Below are 13414 nucleotides of genomic sequence, written 5' to 3'. Positions count from 1 at the left end.
CGGGCAATGCCCGGGGCGCGACCCGCGGGTCGAGGCATCCCGCCCCACGTAGACTGAACTCCCGTGGCTCTCACCATCGGAATCGTCGGACTGCCCAACGTCGGCAAGTCCACCCTCTTCAACGCCCTGACCAAGAATCAGGTTCTCGCGGCGAACTACCCGTTCGCGACGATCGAACCGAACATCGGGGTCGTGAACCTGCCCGACCCGCGCCTGGAGAAGCTCGCCGAGATCTTCGGGTCGGAGCGGATCCTGCCCGCCGCCGTCTCGTTCGTCGACATCGCCGGCATCGTGCGCGGCGCATCGGAGGGCGAGGGCCTCGGCAACAAGTTCCTCGCGAACATCCGCGAGGCGGACGCCATCGCGCAGGTCGTCCGCGGCTTCGCCGACGACGATGTCGTGCATGTCGAGGGCACCGTCGATCCGCAGAACGACATGGAGACCATCAACGCCGAATTGCAGCTCGCCGATCTCGAGACGCTCGAGAAGGCGATCACGCGGTACGAGAAGGAGGTCAAGGGCAAGAAGCTCGACCCCTCCGTCCTCGCGGCGGCCGTCGAGGCCCGCGAGGCGCTGCAGCGCGGTGAGCTGCTGTCGGCCTCGGGCGTCGACCTGTCGCCGATCCGCGAGCTCGGCCTGCTGACCGCGAAGCCGTTCATCTTCGTCTTCAACGTCGACGAGGCCGTGCTGATCGACGAGGCCCGCCGCGCGGCGCTCGCGGCGCTCGTCGCACCGGCCATGGCGGTGTTCCTCGACGCGAAGATCGAGTCGGAGCTCATCGACCTCGACCCCGAGGATGCCGCCGAGCTGCTCGCGTCGACGGGTCAGGATGAGTCGGGTCTCGACCAGCTCGCGCGCATCGGCTTCGACACGCTCGGCCTCCAGACCTATCTCACCGCAGGTCCGAAGGAGGCCCGCGCCTGGACCATCGGCAAGGGCTGGAAGGCACCGCAGGCCGCAGGCGTCATCCACACCGACTTCGAGAAGGGCTTCATCAAGGCCGAGGTCATCTCGTTCGACGACCTGGTCGCGACCGGCTCGGTCGTCGAGGCGCGCGCCAAGGGCAAGGCGCGCCTCGAGGGCAAGGACTACGTGATGCAGGACGGCGACGTCGTGGAGTTCCGCTTCAACGTCTGAGTCTCCGCCTGCGACGGCCCACCCGTCGCACAGGCGTCGCCCACTGGTGGGCGCGACGGCTCATCGAAACCCCGAATCTGAGAGGACCTTCCTCATGTCCGAGATCCAGACCTTCGATCCCGACGGACGCGCGATCCCGTTCGTCGAGGAGGGCGACGGCCCGGTCAAGCTCGTGCTGATCCCGGAGCGCGGTCAGGACGCGCTGGGAGTCGTCGGCCATTACCTCGCCGAGGAGGCGGGCTTCCACGTCGTGCGGATCGGCTACCGGGCGGGATCGGGCGGCCGCCTCTCAGCCGCGGAGCATGCCGAGGACATCATCGCAGTCATGGACCACCTCGGCCTCGATCACTCGTGGATCGGCGGCCACGGCTTCGGCGGCACGGTCGCGCGTGCGGCCGTCGCGGCGCACCACGAGCGCGCGAACGGCCTGCTGCTGCTCGGGGTCGAGGACGAGGACATCCCGCTCGCCCCGGTGATCCCCGTACTCATCGTGCAGGGCTCGGCCGACGACGTCACCGTCCCGGCCATCGGCGAGCAGCTGCAGACGACCGCGCCCGAGCGCGCCAGCGTGAAGACGCTCGACGGCGAGGGCCACTTCTTCCCCTCCACGAAGCCGATCGAGACGGCCGTCATCATCGAGGAGTACCTCGACTGGGACTGACGTCCGGTCGTCAGCGCCCCTGCCGCTTCTTGTAGGGCTTGGGCTGCCCCTTCACCGCGGGCGCACGCCCCTTGCCCTTCGATGCCTTGGCCTTGCCGCCCGCCGCCACGACCGGCTTCGCGGCAGGGGCGGGCTCAGCGGCGATCCGGCTGCGGGCCTCGTCGAGCAGCAGCGTGCCGGCGGGCGTCAGCGTCCATCCGGACTTGCTGCGCGTGAAGAGCGGATGCCCCACTTCGGCCTCGAGCTTGTCGATCGACGAGTGCAGCGAGGCGAGCGGCACGCCCAGCCTCTCGGCGGCACGCGGCACGTGCACTCCGGCATCGACGACGGCGACGAATCGCTGGAGCAGGGTGATGTTCACGTGAGCCTTCCGGAGCGCGGCTGCGCCCGTTCAGGCTACCGGCACCCACGGGAGAGAGGGGAGGGATGCCGCGGCCGGCGTCGGCCGCGGCATCCGTCGTCCTACGCTCCTGCGATCCAGACGGTCGTCTCACCCGGAAGGATGCGCTCGTCGCGGTGCCTGCTCGACAGCGAGATCGGCGGCCCGTCCGGCAGCTCGAACGGCTCGGTGCCGAAGTTCGTGAACACGGTCCACCCGTTGCTGCGGCGGAATGCGAGCACGTCGTCGTGGCCCGTCTCGACCCAGGTCAGCGACTCGTCGGTCTGCAGCAGGCGGCGCATCGCCAGCGCCGCGCGGTAGAGCGCGAGCGAGGACGTCGAATCGTCGTGCTGGGCCGAGACCGCGTAGTCGGCGAACCAGCCCGGCTGCGGCAGGTGAGCACCGCCGGTGCCGAAGCCGAAGGACGGCCCGTCCTCCGACCAGGGCAGTGGTACGCGGCATCCGTCGCGTCCGATGTCCTCGCCCGGGCTGCGGAAGAAGGTCGGGTCCTGCCGATCGGCCTCGGGGATCGCCGCCACCTCGTGCAGGCCGAGCTCCTCGCCCTGGTAGATGTACGCCGAGCCCGGCAGCGCGAGCACGAACAGCGCGGCGGCGCGGGCGCGACGACTGCCGCGCTCGGCGTCGAGAGCCGGCCGCGTACCCCCCGACAGCAGCCACTCGTTGCCGTGCTTGCGCGTGGGCCGGCCGGCGGAGTCACGCTCGGCATCGGGAAGCCCGTAGCGCGTGGCGTGGCGCACCACGTCGTGGTTCGACAGCACCCACGTCGTCGACGAGCCCGATGTTCCGGCGAGCTCGAGGTTGTCGCCCACGATGCGGCGGAACTGGCGCGCGTCGAAGTCGGCTTCGAGCAGGTCGAAGTTGAACGCCTGGCCGAGGCTCTCGGCGCGCGCGTACAGCGGGATGCGCGAGGGCTCCACCCACGCCTCGGCCACCGCGGTGCGCGGCGGGTCGTACGAGTCGAACACGGCGCGCCACTCGGCGTACACCTCGTGCACGTCGTCGCGGTCGATCATCGGGTGGTTGCCGTCGCGGGGCATCGCGTCGAGCTCGGCCTGGGAGGGGAGCGGGTCGACGAAGTCCTTCGTGAGCATGTGGGCGACATCGATGCGGAAGCCGTCGACGCCGCGGTCGGACCAGAACCGCAGGGTCTTCACGAAGTCGGCGCGCACCTCGGGATTCGACCAGTCGAGATCGGGCTGCTCGACGGCGAAGTTGTGGAAGTACCACTGCCCGTCGTCGACGCGCTGCCACGCCGATCCGCCGAACACGGACACCCAGTCGGCGGGCGGCTCCGAGCCGTCGGGGCCCGTGCCGTCGCGGAAGATGTATCTCGCGCGCGCGGCCGAGCCGCGGCCCGCCGTCAGCGCCTCCTGGAACCACGCGTGCTGGTCGGAGGTGTGGTTGGGCACGATGTCGACGATCACCCTGATGCCCGCGGCATGCAACGCGCCGAGCATCTCGTCGAAGTCGTCGAGAGTGCCGAGCCGCGGGTCGACGTTGCGGTAGTCGGCCACGTCGTAGCCCCCGTCGGCGAGCGCCGACGGGTAGAACGGGCTCAGCCAGACGGCGTCGATGCCCAGCTCCTTCAGATACGGCACGCGTGAGGTGACGCCCCGGATGTCGCCGATGCCGTCGCCGTCGGCGTCCTCGAAGCTGCGCGGGTACACCTGGTAGACCACGGCCTGTCGCCACCAGGCGGGCATCTCGCGGTCGTTGAGCTGGGCGGTGAGGGGTGCGGAGTGCGCGGTCGTCACGGGGACGCGGTTCCTTTCGTCGGTTCTTTCGAGGGAGGGATGCCGCGGCCTCAGCCCTTGACGGCTCCCTGGGTGACGCCTTCCACGACCCATCGCTGGGTGAAGAGGTAGACGACGATCGCGGGCGCCATCGCCATGAGATACGAGGCGAACGACACGTTGTAGTTGTTGCTGAACTGGGTCTGGAAGATGTTCTGCACCACCGGCAGGGTCTGCGACGCGGGGTCGGAGATGATGAGCGACGGCATCATGAAGTCGTTCCACGAGGCCAGGAACGCGAAGATGCCGACCGTCGCGCTCATCGGTGCGAGGAGCGGGAAGATGAGCTGCCAGAACGTCTGCCACGTCGACGCGCCGTCGATCCGCGCGCTCTCCTCCAATTCGGCGGGGATGGAGCGGAGGAAGGCGGTGAAGAGCAGGATGCTGAAGCTCAGCTGGAACATGATCTTGAGGATCACGACGCCGATCGGGTTGTCGAGCCCGGCGAGACCCGTCAGCTGGATCTGGGGGAGCGCCACCACCGGGAACGGCAGGAACATCGCCGCGAGCAGGTAGTAGAACGAGTACCGGAACAGCTTGTGATCCCAGTTGCGCGAGATCGCGAACGAGGCGAGCGATGCGAGGAGGATCGTGCCGGCGACGGTGAAGACCGTGATGAACAGCGAGATGATGAATGCGCGCGGGAAGTTGGTCAGCTCCCACGCCGTGACGAAGCCCTCGACGCTCCACGGTGCGGGCAGCGAGAACGCGTTCCCGTCGACCGCCTGACCCTGCGTCTTGAACGCCATCATGACCGTGACGTAGAGCGGGATGAGCACGGTGATCGCGCACAGAGCGAGCACGATCGTGCCGGACCAGTTCACGCGCTCCATTGCGAAACGCGAACGGGGGCGGGCCGGTTTGCGGGGGGCGTCGCCGTCGAGAACGCGCTCGGCGGTCATGTCCTCGGCAGCGAGGGCGGGCTGCGTGGTCATCAGAACACGTTCCTTCCGCGAGTCAGGCGAAGTTGGAGGAGCGAGAGCGTGATGGCGATCAGGAAGAAGATCGTCGCGTTGGCCATCTGGTAGGCGTAGTCGCCGCCGGAGAAGCCGGTGAAGATCGTCATCGCGATGCTCCGGGTCGCCGTTCCCGGGCCTCCGTTGGTGAGGCCGACGATGATGTCGTAGGCGTTGAGGAAGTCCTTGAAGCCGATGATGACGTTGATCACCACGTAGCCGGCGACCAGCGGAAGGGTGATGCGCCAGAGCTGCTGCAGCTTTCCCGCGCCGTCGATCGACGCTGCTTCGTACACGTCGCCGGGGATCGCGAGGAGGCCGGCGATGTAGATGAGCAGTGTGCCCGGGATCGCCTGCCACGCGGTGACGATGACGATCGCGACCCAGGCGAGGTCGGGGTTGGCGAGGATGCTCTCGCTCATCCAGCCGATTCCCCAGGCCTGCCCAAGCGCCGGGACGGAGTTGGAGAACAGGAAGTTGAAGACGTAGGCGATGATGATGCCCGAGATCACCATCGGGATGACGAAGATCGTCCGCAGACCCGTCTTCAGGCGCACCCGGGAGACGAGTCCGACGGCGAGCAGGAACGCCAGCACGTTGACGACGATCACCGTGACGAAGGCGAACCAGAATGTGAACAGGTAGCTCTGCAGGATCGCCGGATCGGTGAACACCGCGAGGTAGTTGACGAGGCCGATGAACTCCCAGTCGCCGAACCCGATGGAATTGGTGAAGCTGAAGAAGATTCCGATCACCGCGGGGATCGTGATGGCCAGCGTGAACAGGATGAGCGAGGGCAGGAGGAAGGCGTAGTAGATGCCCTCCACCTTGCGGCGTCTCTGCGGGGCGGGCTCTTCCGCCCGCCGGCTGTCGGTCTGCGACTCCGTGACGGCCGCCGTGGTCGTTGCCATGATTGCGTTCCCTTCGTCTCGCGCTATTGGCGCAGCGCCAGTCGGGCCCAGTCGGCGTCGAGCGTGCGGAGGGTGCTCTCGACGTCGGCTCCGGTCACGATGCCTTGCATGTAGTTGTCGGTGGGGATGGTCAGCGGGATCGCCTTCGAGGCGCCCTGGTAGAACTTCGCGGCGTCGTAGTACTCCTTCATGCCGACGATGCGCTCGTCGCTGACCGGCGCGGAGTCGGTCGTGGTGCCGTAGCCGAGGAAGGCCGCGTTGTACTCGTCCATCACGTCCTTCTGGAACAGGTAGCTGAGGAAGTCGCGCGCGCCCTCCTTCTGGTCGGACGCCTCGGGGATCCACGCGGCGAGGTCGATGTTGACCCGCACCCTCAGATCGTCGGGGTCGTCCGTCATCGGCAGCGGGAATGTTCCGAGGTCGAGGTCGGGGTTCGTCTTGTCGATCTCGCCGAACGCCCATGGACCCTGGAGATACATAGCCGCCTCCTCCTTGGCGAAGGCCAGGTTGCCGTCGCCGTACGCGCGGCTCGCGGCATCCGCGTTCGTATAGTTCTTCACCAGCTCGGTCATCTGCTCGACCGGCGGGGCGAGCGTCTTCTCGAAGGACACGGGGGAGTCCGGCCCGACCTCCGTGCCGAGCTCGTTCAGCTGCGCGTAGAAGTCGGCCACATCGATCCGACCGCCGACGGCATAGTCGAACCAGCCCTGTCCGACGGTCCACGGGTCTTTGAAGGTGCCGTAGATCGGTGTGATCCCGGCGGCCTTCAGGGTCTCGCACACCTCGATGAGCTCATCCCACGTGGTGGGCACCTCGAGGTCCTGCTCCTCGAAGATCCGTTTGTTGTAGATGACGGATGCCGCCATCACCGAGTACGGCAGCACACTGGTGCGTCCCGGATAGGTCGCGTACTGGTCGACGAGGTCCTGAACCTCGGGGAGGATGCGCTCGGCTTCGGGCATGTCGCTCAGGTCGCTGAGGGCGCCGCGCTCCATGAAGCGGGCCATCTCCATGTTGTAGTTGAGCAAGCCGAGGTCGGGCGGATCACCGCGCAGGAACCCCGCCTGCAGGTTCGACGAGGTGTCGAAGACCACGACGACCTCGTCCTGACTGGCGTTGTACTCCTTGATGAGGTCGCGGAAGTAGGGGATCGCCTCGGGCTTGCTCAGGTGGAATCTCACTTCGGCAGGCCCGGACGATGCGCCGGCGCACGCGGCCAGCACAGTGCCCGCCAGTGCGAGGATCGCAGCCGCGGCTGCGGCGCGACGGAGAACGGATGACACAGGCACGTCGTTGTCCCTTTCCGAGGATCGCTGGGGCAATCGTTGGTTCGGTGAGTAAATTTAGCTATCAAATCAACTCTGGTTAATCCAAGATTGCAGGAGAACCGGCGAAAGGTCAATGGTCTTGTCCCAACCCCCGCTCAGTGCTTCCCGCCTTCGTCGAGCCAGCCTCGACGCGGTGCTCGGATTCGCGTGGGACGTCGACGTCTTCACCGTCTCGGACGTGCTCGACGCGGTCGGGCTCACACGTTCCACAGCGATCGACGTGCTCGAAGAGCTCGTGTCGCGCGGTCTCCTCATCGAGCTGCCGAACGCCCGCGCGGTGGGGGAGTACAGCAAAGGAAGGCCGGCGCGACGGTTCGCCTTCCGGCCGGACGCCGCGCTCGTCGTCGGCGTGGATGCCGGACGCGCGAGCCTCACTGTGACGCTGGCAGACCTGCGAGGTGACTCCGTTGCGGTGCGGCGTCTGGCCGTCGACCGAGCGCATGACTCCGGCGAGGAGCGACGGCGGGCCGCCGCCGGACTCGTCGACGCAGCTCTGACCGATGCGGGCTTCTCGCGTTCGGACGTCGCGGCGCTGTGCATCGGCGTGCCCGCACCCGTCAATGCGCACGGTGAGTCGCCCGCGCATCGCGACGGGTTCTGGAGGCGGATGAACCCGGAGTTCGGCGAGCTCTTCGGTGCGTGGGCCCCGCTCGTCCGCGTCGAGAACGACGCGTCGCTGGCGGCGGTGGCCGAGCGCGCCGTCGGCGCGGCGGTCGGATGTGACGACTTCGTCGCGCTGATGGCGGGTGAGCGGCTCGGCGCCGGCGTCTGCGTCGACGGGCGTCTGCTGCGGGGCGCGCACGGGGGCGCGGCCGAGATGGTGGCCTTCGATCACGTGAACGGCGTCGAGGGCGCGTGGGGTCTGGGGCACCGCGCGGCCGCGCTGGCTCGCGCGGCGCACGCAGAGGCGACGCTGCCCGCGTCGAGCGCACTCCGCGCGATGGACCCGGCGCAGATCGACGGGAAGGCCGTGCTCGGGCTGGCGAAGCAGGGCGATCCCGGGGCCCTCGACATCGCGCGCCAGGTCGGCGAGACGCTGGCCGTGATCGCCGGCGTGCTCGGGAGCCTCTTCGACTCGACGCGGATCATCGTATCGGGGGCGGTGGCCGACGGAGCAGGGCCGGTGATCGACGCGGCCGTGCGGGCGCTGCCTCAGGAGCTCGACCTGCCGGTGCCCGAGATCGTCGCTTCGACCTTGGGCGGCGACATCGTCTCGGTCGGCGCCGTGTGCGCGGCGGTCGAAGCTGCTCGCGCCGGCGCTCTGGACCTGCCGGCGTTCGCTGCGGCCGGCTGACGCGGCTGACTACGCCTGGCGAGCGAGCTCGAGCAGGCGCGCCCGGCCGGGCGCGATGTTCTGCTTGAGGCGCTCCCTGGCGTCGACCACCGCGGGATCGCCGGCGCGATCGGCGGGGATGCGCACCGGGTTGAGGGCGGTCTCGTTCGCCCACGCCCGCAGATCGGGTTCGATCGTCATGGCCAGCGACGCATCGCCGCCGATGACCTGCATGGCAGCCCAGTCGGCGGGCGTGTTCGAGAAGGGCGACGGCCGGCAGACGTGGTTCTTCTCGGTGTCATCGTCGCGCGTCGCCTCGACGTGGCCGACGATGGCGGCGCCGAAGCACGGGAACCCGACGCGCACCGGCTGCGGGGTGATGGCCTCCGGCGACCAGATGGGGCGCAGCCCGGGGTACTTCAGCCCCTCGGCGGCGCAGTGCACGATGAGCGTGTCGGACGGCACTCGCACGTCGCCGTCGTCGAAGCGCAGGCGCCCGGGCGCGACGGAGCGCACGTGCCCACGGCGCACCACGTCGACGATGGTGCGGACGAGGGCGAGCTCCCATGCGGCCAGGGTGGGGGTCTTCGCCATCGTCGGCAGCACCGTCGCGTCGATGCGCAGCATGATGCCGGCGTCCTCGAGTCGGAGGAACACGTCGTCGGGGCTGGTCGCCGCCGCCGCGGCGGCCATCGTGTCGGCCGCCATCGTCAGGAAGACGGCCGGATCGGGCTGGACGAACGCGCGGTTGAGCATCCACGGATCGCGCGGTCGTACCCAGGTGATCGCGTTCGGATCGACGCCCTGCTGCAGCAGCCACACGCACGTGTCTGTCCCGGTCTTGCCCGCGCCGACGACGACGTAGTGCCGGGGCGCCCGGTCGAGGCGCACCAGCTCGTTCACGGTGACGACGTGCGCCCCCTCCTCGACCGCGAACGGCGGAGGCGTGAGGAGCGGGATGTCGGGCGCCAGGTACCGGGCGTCCACGAGGCGCGCGCGAGGGGCCTGGAATCGCGTGCCGCTCAGCAGCGAGGCGAAGCGGCGCTCGCCGCGGTACTCGCTGCGGCCGTGGAACTCCACCCGGCCGGTGGCGGTCAGTCTCGAGAGCACGCGGTCGTAGTACGCGCGCACCTCGTTCGCGGTCGCCCGCTCGTGCAGGCCGCGCTCGGGGCCATCGGTCTGCAGTCGTCCTTCACCCAGCAGGGTGGAGGCGACGCCGTAGAACGCCGACGCCTGGTGCAGGCGCACGAAGCCGTACGCGTCGAGCCAATGACCGCCCGCGCCATGTCGACGGTCCACGATCGCGACCGTGGCCCTCTCGTCGGCGGCGACCAGCGCGTCGACGAACGCCATCCCCATCGCCCCGGCACCGACGACGAGGTAGTCGACATCGACGATCGACTTCATGCGCCCATGAGAGCAGGCGGCGTCGGGCGAGTCAATGGAGGGAGCGGTCGCGGCCGCGCGGAGCGCACCCCCTTGACGTGGGCGAGGATCGTGTTCGCGGGTGCCCGGGTCGTCCGCGCCTCATTCGCTGAATCGCGCCACCAGGCGGATCAGGGTGGGCAGGCCGCGCGATGTGGCGCGCCGGCCCGTCAGTCGCTCGAGCACGGGAGTCGCGTGCCCTTCGCCGTCGACGTCGTTGCGCACGACTGCCCACCCCGGACCGGTGTCGACGAGGGAGCAGCGGTGTTCGGCGGTGAGGGCGACGACGTCGGGAGACCGGCCGTCGATCGAGCCACCGCCATGCAGGGTGAACTCGATACGGTGCGCGTCGGGCGCCGAGCCGTGCGCATCGACGACCGAGGCCAGCTCTGTCAGGCTGACCCACCGGATGTCGCGCTCGACGCCGGAGCGCACACCGATCGCCTCTTCCGCCAGTTCGACCACCCGAGCGGGCTCGTCGGACTCGAAGACGATGGTGCCGTTGCTCTGGAAGGTGCGTGCGTCGGAGCAGCCGGCGTCGGCGAACCCGCCCAGGATGTCGGACGTCGACGGGTGACCGCGCTGACCCTGGTTGACGTTTCGCATGAAGGCCACGCACCGCATGCTCCGAGCGTACGAGGCGGCGGGGACACGTCGGGGTGGCAGGGGTGCTGTGCGCACCCTCCTCTCGGGTGTATCGTTCGGCTGTCCGCGACGCAGACTCTGCGGGCGCGGGTGACCGGCGGACGACACTGGGGAGTGCGACATGGTCACCAAGCTGCCTTCGTCCGGGGCGATGCCGGAGGGCCAGGAGGCCGGGTGCGACACATCCGGTCTGATCCTCGTGCACCGGATCTTCCGCTGGCTCTACAGCGAGCTGCCGAAGCTCGTCCGCGAGGTGCGGCCCGGTGATACCGCCCGCGCGGCGATCGTCGGGCGCTACGCGAACCTCGACTTCTTCGCCCTGCACATGCACCACGAGACCGAGGACCTCGCGCTGTGGGACCGGCTGACGTCGCGCGACCCCGCGTGCGCGGTGCACGTCGAGCAGATGAAGGCGCAGCACGCCGAGGTGGCCCGGCAGCTGGCGATCATCGAGCCGCAGCTGCAGCCCTGGGTCGCGTCGGCCGATCCGAAGCTCGGCGAGGCTTTCGCCCGCGACATCGACGCTCTGCGTGAGACGCTCACCGCGCACCTCCGCCAGGAGGAGGCGAGCATCATGCCCGTCGCGGGCGCTGTGCTCTCACAGCAGGAGTGGGACTGGATGGAGGAGCACACGCGGGCGGAGCTCTCCGCGCACCGCAAGGAGCTGGGCAAGGACATCATGGCCCTCCAGGCCGGCCTCCTGATCGCCAGCGTGCCCGAAGCCGAGCGCGAGGAGTGGATGCGCGCGAACATCCCGGTTCCGCTCCGGGTGCTCTACCAGCTGCTGCTGAAGCGGCAGTACGCCCGCGCGATGCGCGACCTCTACCCCGACCGTCCTGTTCCCGCGATGGTGTGACGACCATGTGGCGGCGCGTGGTGCTCGACGTGCTCCTGCCTCACCCTCCCGCGCGCGTCTACCCGCTCCTTGCCGATCCGGCCCGTTGGCCGGAATTCGCGCCGGCGGTCGCCTTCCGTCAGCGGATCGGCGACGGCCCGCCCGACGTCGGGAGCCGCTGGTGGGCGGTCGACCGCATCGGACCGTTCCGCGTGCGGTTCGCCGACGTGCTCGAGAGCGTCGAGCCGGAGGAGCGCGTCGTGTGGCACTCGACCTCGCCGTGGAACTCGCGCGTCGAGTACGTGTGTGCGCCAGATGGCGGAGGCACACGCGTGCACGCCCGCTACGAGGGCGACATCGCGGGCTGGCTGCAGCTGACCGCGCTGCTGCCCGACGTCGTGTGGAGGTCTATCCTGATGCGCGACTTCCGCGGCATCACCCGCCTGCTCGACGCGGACGACCGGGCGATGGGGAAGACCGCAGACCGGATGCCGCAGCCGCCGTAGCGACCGGCTCCCGATGGCGCAACCCCCGTGCGCCGCTTCTCGGCCTTCGTTAGACATGGGACATGAAGGCGCTGATCTATGCGGGGAGCGAGTTTCTCACGAGCGACGCGATCGCCGACGCCCTCCTCGAGTACGGAGCAGCACTCGCCGAAGGGCGCACGGGGGCCACGGTCGAGATCCCCATCGTCGACGCGGCAGGGAAGGTCACGACCGCGGTGTTCCTGGTCGGCCCGGCCAGCCAGATCGTCGCGCGCGAAGTCGTCACGGATCTCGCCGAGCCCGATCGACTCGAAGTCGTCGAGCACCTCGAAGCACTCACGCGGCGGCTGCACCCGACGGCGCGTGCCGACACCGAGGCACCTCCCGACATGGACTGGAGCTGGGAGAGCTGAGCGCCCTACGGCTCCGGCGGCGCCTCCAGATGCATCTCGTTGCCGTCGGCGCCCCACACTGATCCGCCGGCGACCTCGGGGGCGTCGTCGGGGATAGGGATGATCGCGAGCGATACGCCCGGCGTGAGCATGAGGTGGGCCCATCGCGGCGCACCCTCGCCGTCGTTGACCGTGATCCACCCCACCCCGCCCGATGCGAGCTGGTCCTCGATCTCGGCGCGGAGCGAGTCGAGATCACGGCCGCCGACGCTGTAGTGCTCGCCGCCGTAGATGATGTCAATTCTCTTCATCGTGCATCTCCAGCGAGCTCTCGGCGGGTTCCGGCACGAGGTAGAGGCCTGCCGGGGAGTTTGCGGTGTACACCAGCGCCTCGATCCAGGCCATGTTGATCGTCGGCTTGCGGCTGCCGTAGTACTTGTACACGAGCGTGCACCGCGGGTGCACCCACACGGTGGTGCGGCCGTTGCCGATGCTCGTGTCGTCCTTCCAGGTGAAGTGGAACGGCTCGCCCCGGCGCAGCTTCGTGCCGATGACGAGCTGAAGATGCGCCAGCGTCCGGTCGTCGAAGTCGACCTTGACCGAGCCGTCGTAGATGAACTTTCCCATCGTCAGCCTCCGCGACGGCCCCGGATCGAGGCGATCACGGGGGCGGGGCCGCCGACACCACTGTCGTCGCGGGCGCGGCCCGGGCCAACTCCCTTGACACCCGCAGACCTCGCGGCTATCGAGCAGAGCGGCGGGCCCAGCGGAAGGAGAGCGGGGCCCGATGCGGGATCGGGACCGGCTTCGAGTCGCCGACCACCGTCGACGACAGGCGCCGGCTGCCCGCGACGAGCACGGCCTCCAGCGAGGGGAAGGTCTCGACCGCGGGTCCGCGCCACACCCACACCGCCTCGTACTCGCCGCCGGCGACCCTTTCGATGTAGGCGATCAGGGTGCCGTCCTCGTCGCTGCCCAGTCGGATCCGCGACCGGTCGCACAGCCGCCAGGCGCCGTCCCCCATGGGCACGAGCTCCAGATGGTGAACCGGTGCAGCCTCGATCGTCATGGGTCCCACTCCTTCGTCGCAGGCATCATGCGGTTCGGTCCGATGGAGCAGGGAGGGGCTTGACTTCCGTGCACGCACTGTCTACCGCGTGACCGCCGACGGCG

Annotated in this window: 16 protein-coding genes; 6 read left to right on the top strand and 10 right to left on the bottom strand. The window is 69.2% G+C overall.

Annotation, left to right across the window (positions count from 1 at the left end; translation table 11 throughout):
- Positions 1-63: 63 nt before the first annotated feature.
- Both ychF and MK786_RS15770 read left to right on the top strand, forming a co-directional pair.
- Positions 64-1137 (top strand): redox-regulated ATPase YchF, encoded by a 1074-nt coding sequence (gene ychF / locus MK786_RS15775; RefSeq protein WP_241113181.1) that lies wholly within the window; start codon positions 64-66, stop codon positions 1135-1137.
- Positions 1138-1231: 94 nt separating this feature from the next.
- Entirely contained in the window at positions 1232-1798 is a 567-nt protein-coding gene (locus MK786_RS15770) for an alpha/beta hydrolase (RefSeq protein WP_241113180.1), read from the top strand.
- 10 nt (positions 1799-1808) lie between these two features.
- Here MK786_RS15770 and MK786_RS15765 read toward each other — a convergent pair whose 3' ends face one another.
- From MK786_RS15765 to MK786_RS15745, 5 genes are all read right to left on the bottom strand, one after another.
- Entirely contained in the window at positions 1809-2159 is a 351-nt protein-coding gene (locus MK786_RS15765; RefSeq protein ID WP_241113179.1) for a LysR family transcriptional regulator, read from the bottom strand.
- A 101-nt stretch (positions 2160-2260) separates the two neighbouring features.
- A complete protein-coding gene (locus tag MK786_RS15760) occupies positions 2261-3901 on the bottom strand; it encodes a glycoside hydrolase family 13 protein (RefSeq protein WP_241113238.1) in 1641 nt (546 codons plus the stop codon).
- 101 nt (positions 3902-4002) lie between these two features.
- Positions 4003-4926, bottom strand: coding sequence for a carbohydrate ABC transporter permease (locus tag MK786_RS15755; RefSeq protein WP_374200496.1), 924 nt, complete (start codon positions 4924-4926; stop codon positions 4003-4005).
- The gene (locus tag MK786_RS15750; protein ID WP_191767263.1) at positions 4926-5858 is read right to left on the bottom strand and encodes a carbohydrate ABC transporter permease; all 933 of its coding nucleotides are present in this window, start codon (positions 5856-5858) and stop codon (positions 4926-4928) included. Before MK786_RS15750 ends, MK786_RS15755 begins: the two co-directional genes overlap by 1 nt.
- Positions 5859-5881: 23 nt before the next feature.
- Positions 5882-7147: an extracellular solute-binding protein gene (locus MK786_RS15745; RefSeq protein WP_241113178.1), complete on the bottom strand. Its 1266-nt coding sequence runs from the start codon at positions 7145-7147 to the stop codon at positions 5882-5884.
- Between the two features lie 172 nt (positions 7148-7319).
- Between MK786_RS15745 and MK786_RS15740 the strand changes: the two genes are divergently transcribed.
- Positions 7320-8480: an ROK family protein gene (locus MK786_RS15740; protein WP_241113177.1), complete on the top strand. Its 1161-nt coding sequence runs from the start codon at positions 7320-7322 to the stop codon at positions 8478-8480.
- Between the two features lie 9 nt (positions 8481-8489).
- Here the strand turns inward: MK786_RS15740 and MK786_RS15735 are convergent, their stop codons facing one another.
- Together MK786_RS15735 and MK786_RS15730 are read right to left on the bottom strand one after the other, a co-directional pair.
- Positions 8490-9866: a pyridine nucleotide-disulfide oxidoreductase gene (locus MK786_RS15735; protein ID WP_241113176.1), complete on the bottom strand. Its 1377-nt coding sequence runs from the start codon at positions 9864-9866 to the stop codon at positions 8490-8492.
- A 120-nt stretch (positions 9867-9986) separates the two neighbouring features.
- Positions 9987-10499 carry a DUF1697 domain-containing protein gene (locus MK786_RS15730; RefSeq protein WP_308220052.1) on the bottom strand — a complete coding sequence of 171 codons (513 nt, stop codon included), beginning with the start codon at positions 10497-10499 and terminating at the stop codon, positions 9987-9989.
- A gap of 151 nt (positions 10500-10650) precedes the next feature.
- On the opposite strand from MK786_RS15730, the gene MK786_RS15725 reads away from it, so the two are divergent.
- The 3 genes from MK786_RS15725 to MK786_RS15715 all read left to right on the top strand — a co-directional run bounded on the left by MK786_RS15725 (position 10651) and on the right by MK786_RS15715 (position 12262).
- Positions 10651-11385 carry a hemerythrin domain-containing protein gene (locus MK786_RS15725; RefSeq protein ID WP_241113175.1) on the top strand — a complete coding sequence of 245 codons (735 nt, stop codon included), beginning with the start codon at positions 10651-10653 and terminating at the stop codon, positions 11383-11385.
- A 5-nt stretch (positions 11386-11390) separates the two neighbouring features.
- Positions 11391-11870, top strand: coding sequence for an SRPBCC family protein (locus tag MK786_RS15720; protein WP_241113235.1), 480 nt, complete (start codon positions 11391-11393; stop codon positions 11868-11870).
- 62 nt (positions 11871-11932) lie between these two features.
- Complete coding sequence (locus MK786_RS15715) at positions 11933-12262, top strand: hypothetical protein (protein ID WP_241113174.1); 330 nt, start codon at positions 11933-11935, stop codon at positions 12260-12262.
- Positions 12263-12267: 5 nt separating this feature from the next.
- Here MK786_RS15715 and MK786_RS15710 read toward each other — a convergent pair whose 3' ends face one another.
- The 3 genes from MK786_RS15710 to MK786_RS15700 form a co-directional block, all read right to left on the bottom strand.
- A complete protein-coding gene (locus MK786_RS15710) occupies positions 12268-12552 on the bottom strand; it encodes a hypothetical protein (protein WP_241113173.1) in 285 nt (94 codons plus the stop codon).
- Positions 12539-12868 carry an ATP-dependent DNA ligase gene (locus MK786_RS15705; RefSeq protein ID WP_191767248.1) on the bottom strand — a complete coding sequence of 110 codons (330 nt, stop codon included), beginning with the start codon at positions 12866-12868 and terminating at the stop codon, positions 12539-12541. The genes MK786_RS15710 and MK786_RS15705 overlap by 14 nt, the downstream gene beginning before the upstream one ends.
- A 115-nt stretch (positions 12869-12983) precedes the next feature.
- Complete coding sequence (locus MK786_RS15700) at positions 12984-13310, bottom strand: hypothetical protein (protein WP_241113172.1); 327 nt, start codon at positions 13308-13310, stop codon at positions 12984-12986.
- Between the last annotated feature and the right edge of the window lie 104 nt (positions 13311-13414).

It is taken from the genome of Microbacterium sp. CFH 31415 (assembly GCF_022538185.1).
Taxonomy (GTDB): Bacteria; Actinomycetota; Actinomycetes; order Actinomycetales; family Microbacteriaceae; genus Microbacterium.
Note: the sequence above shows the minus strand (reverse complement) of the source record. Positions and strands in the feature narration are given on the sequence as shown.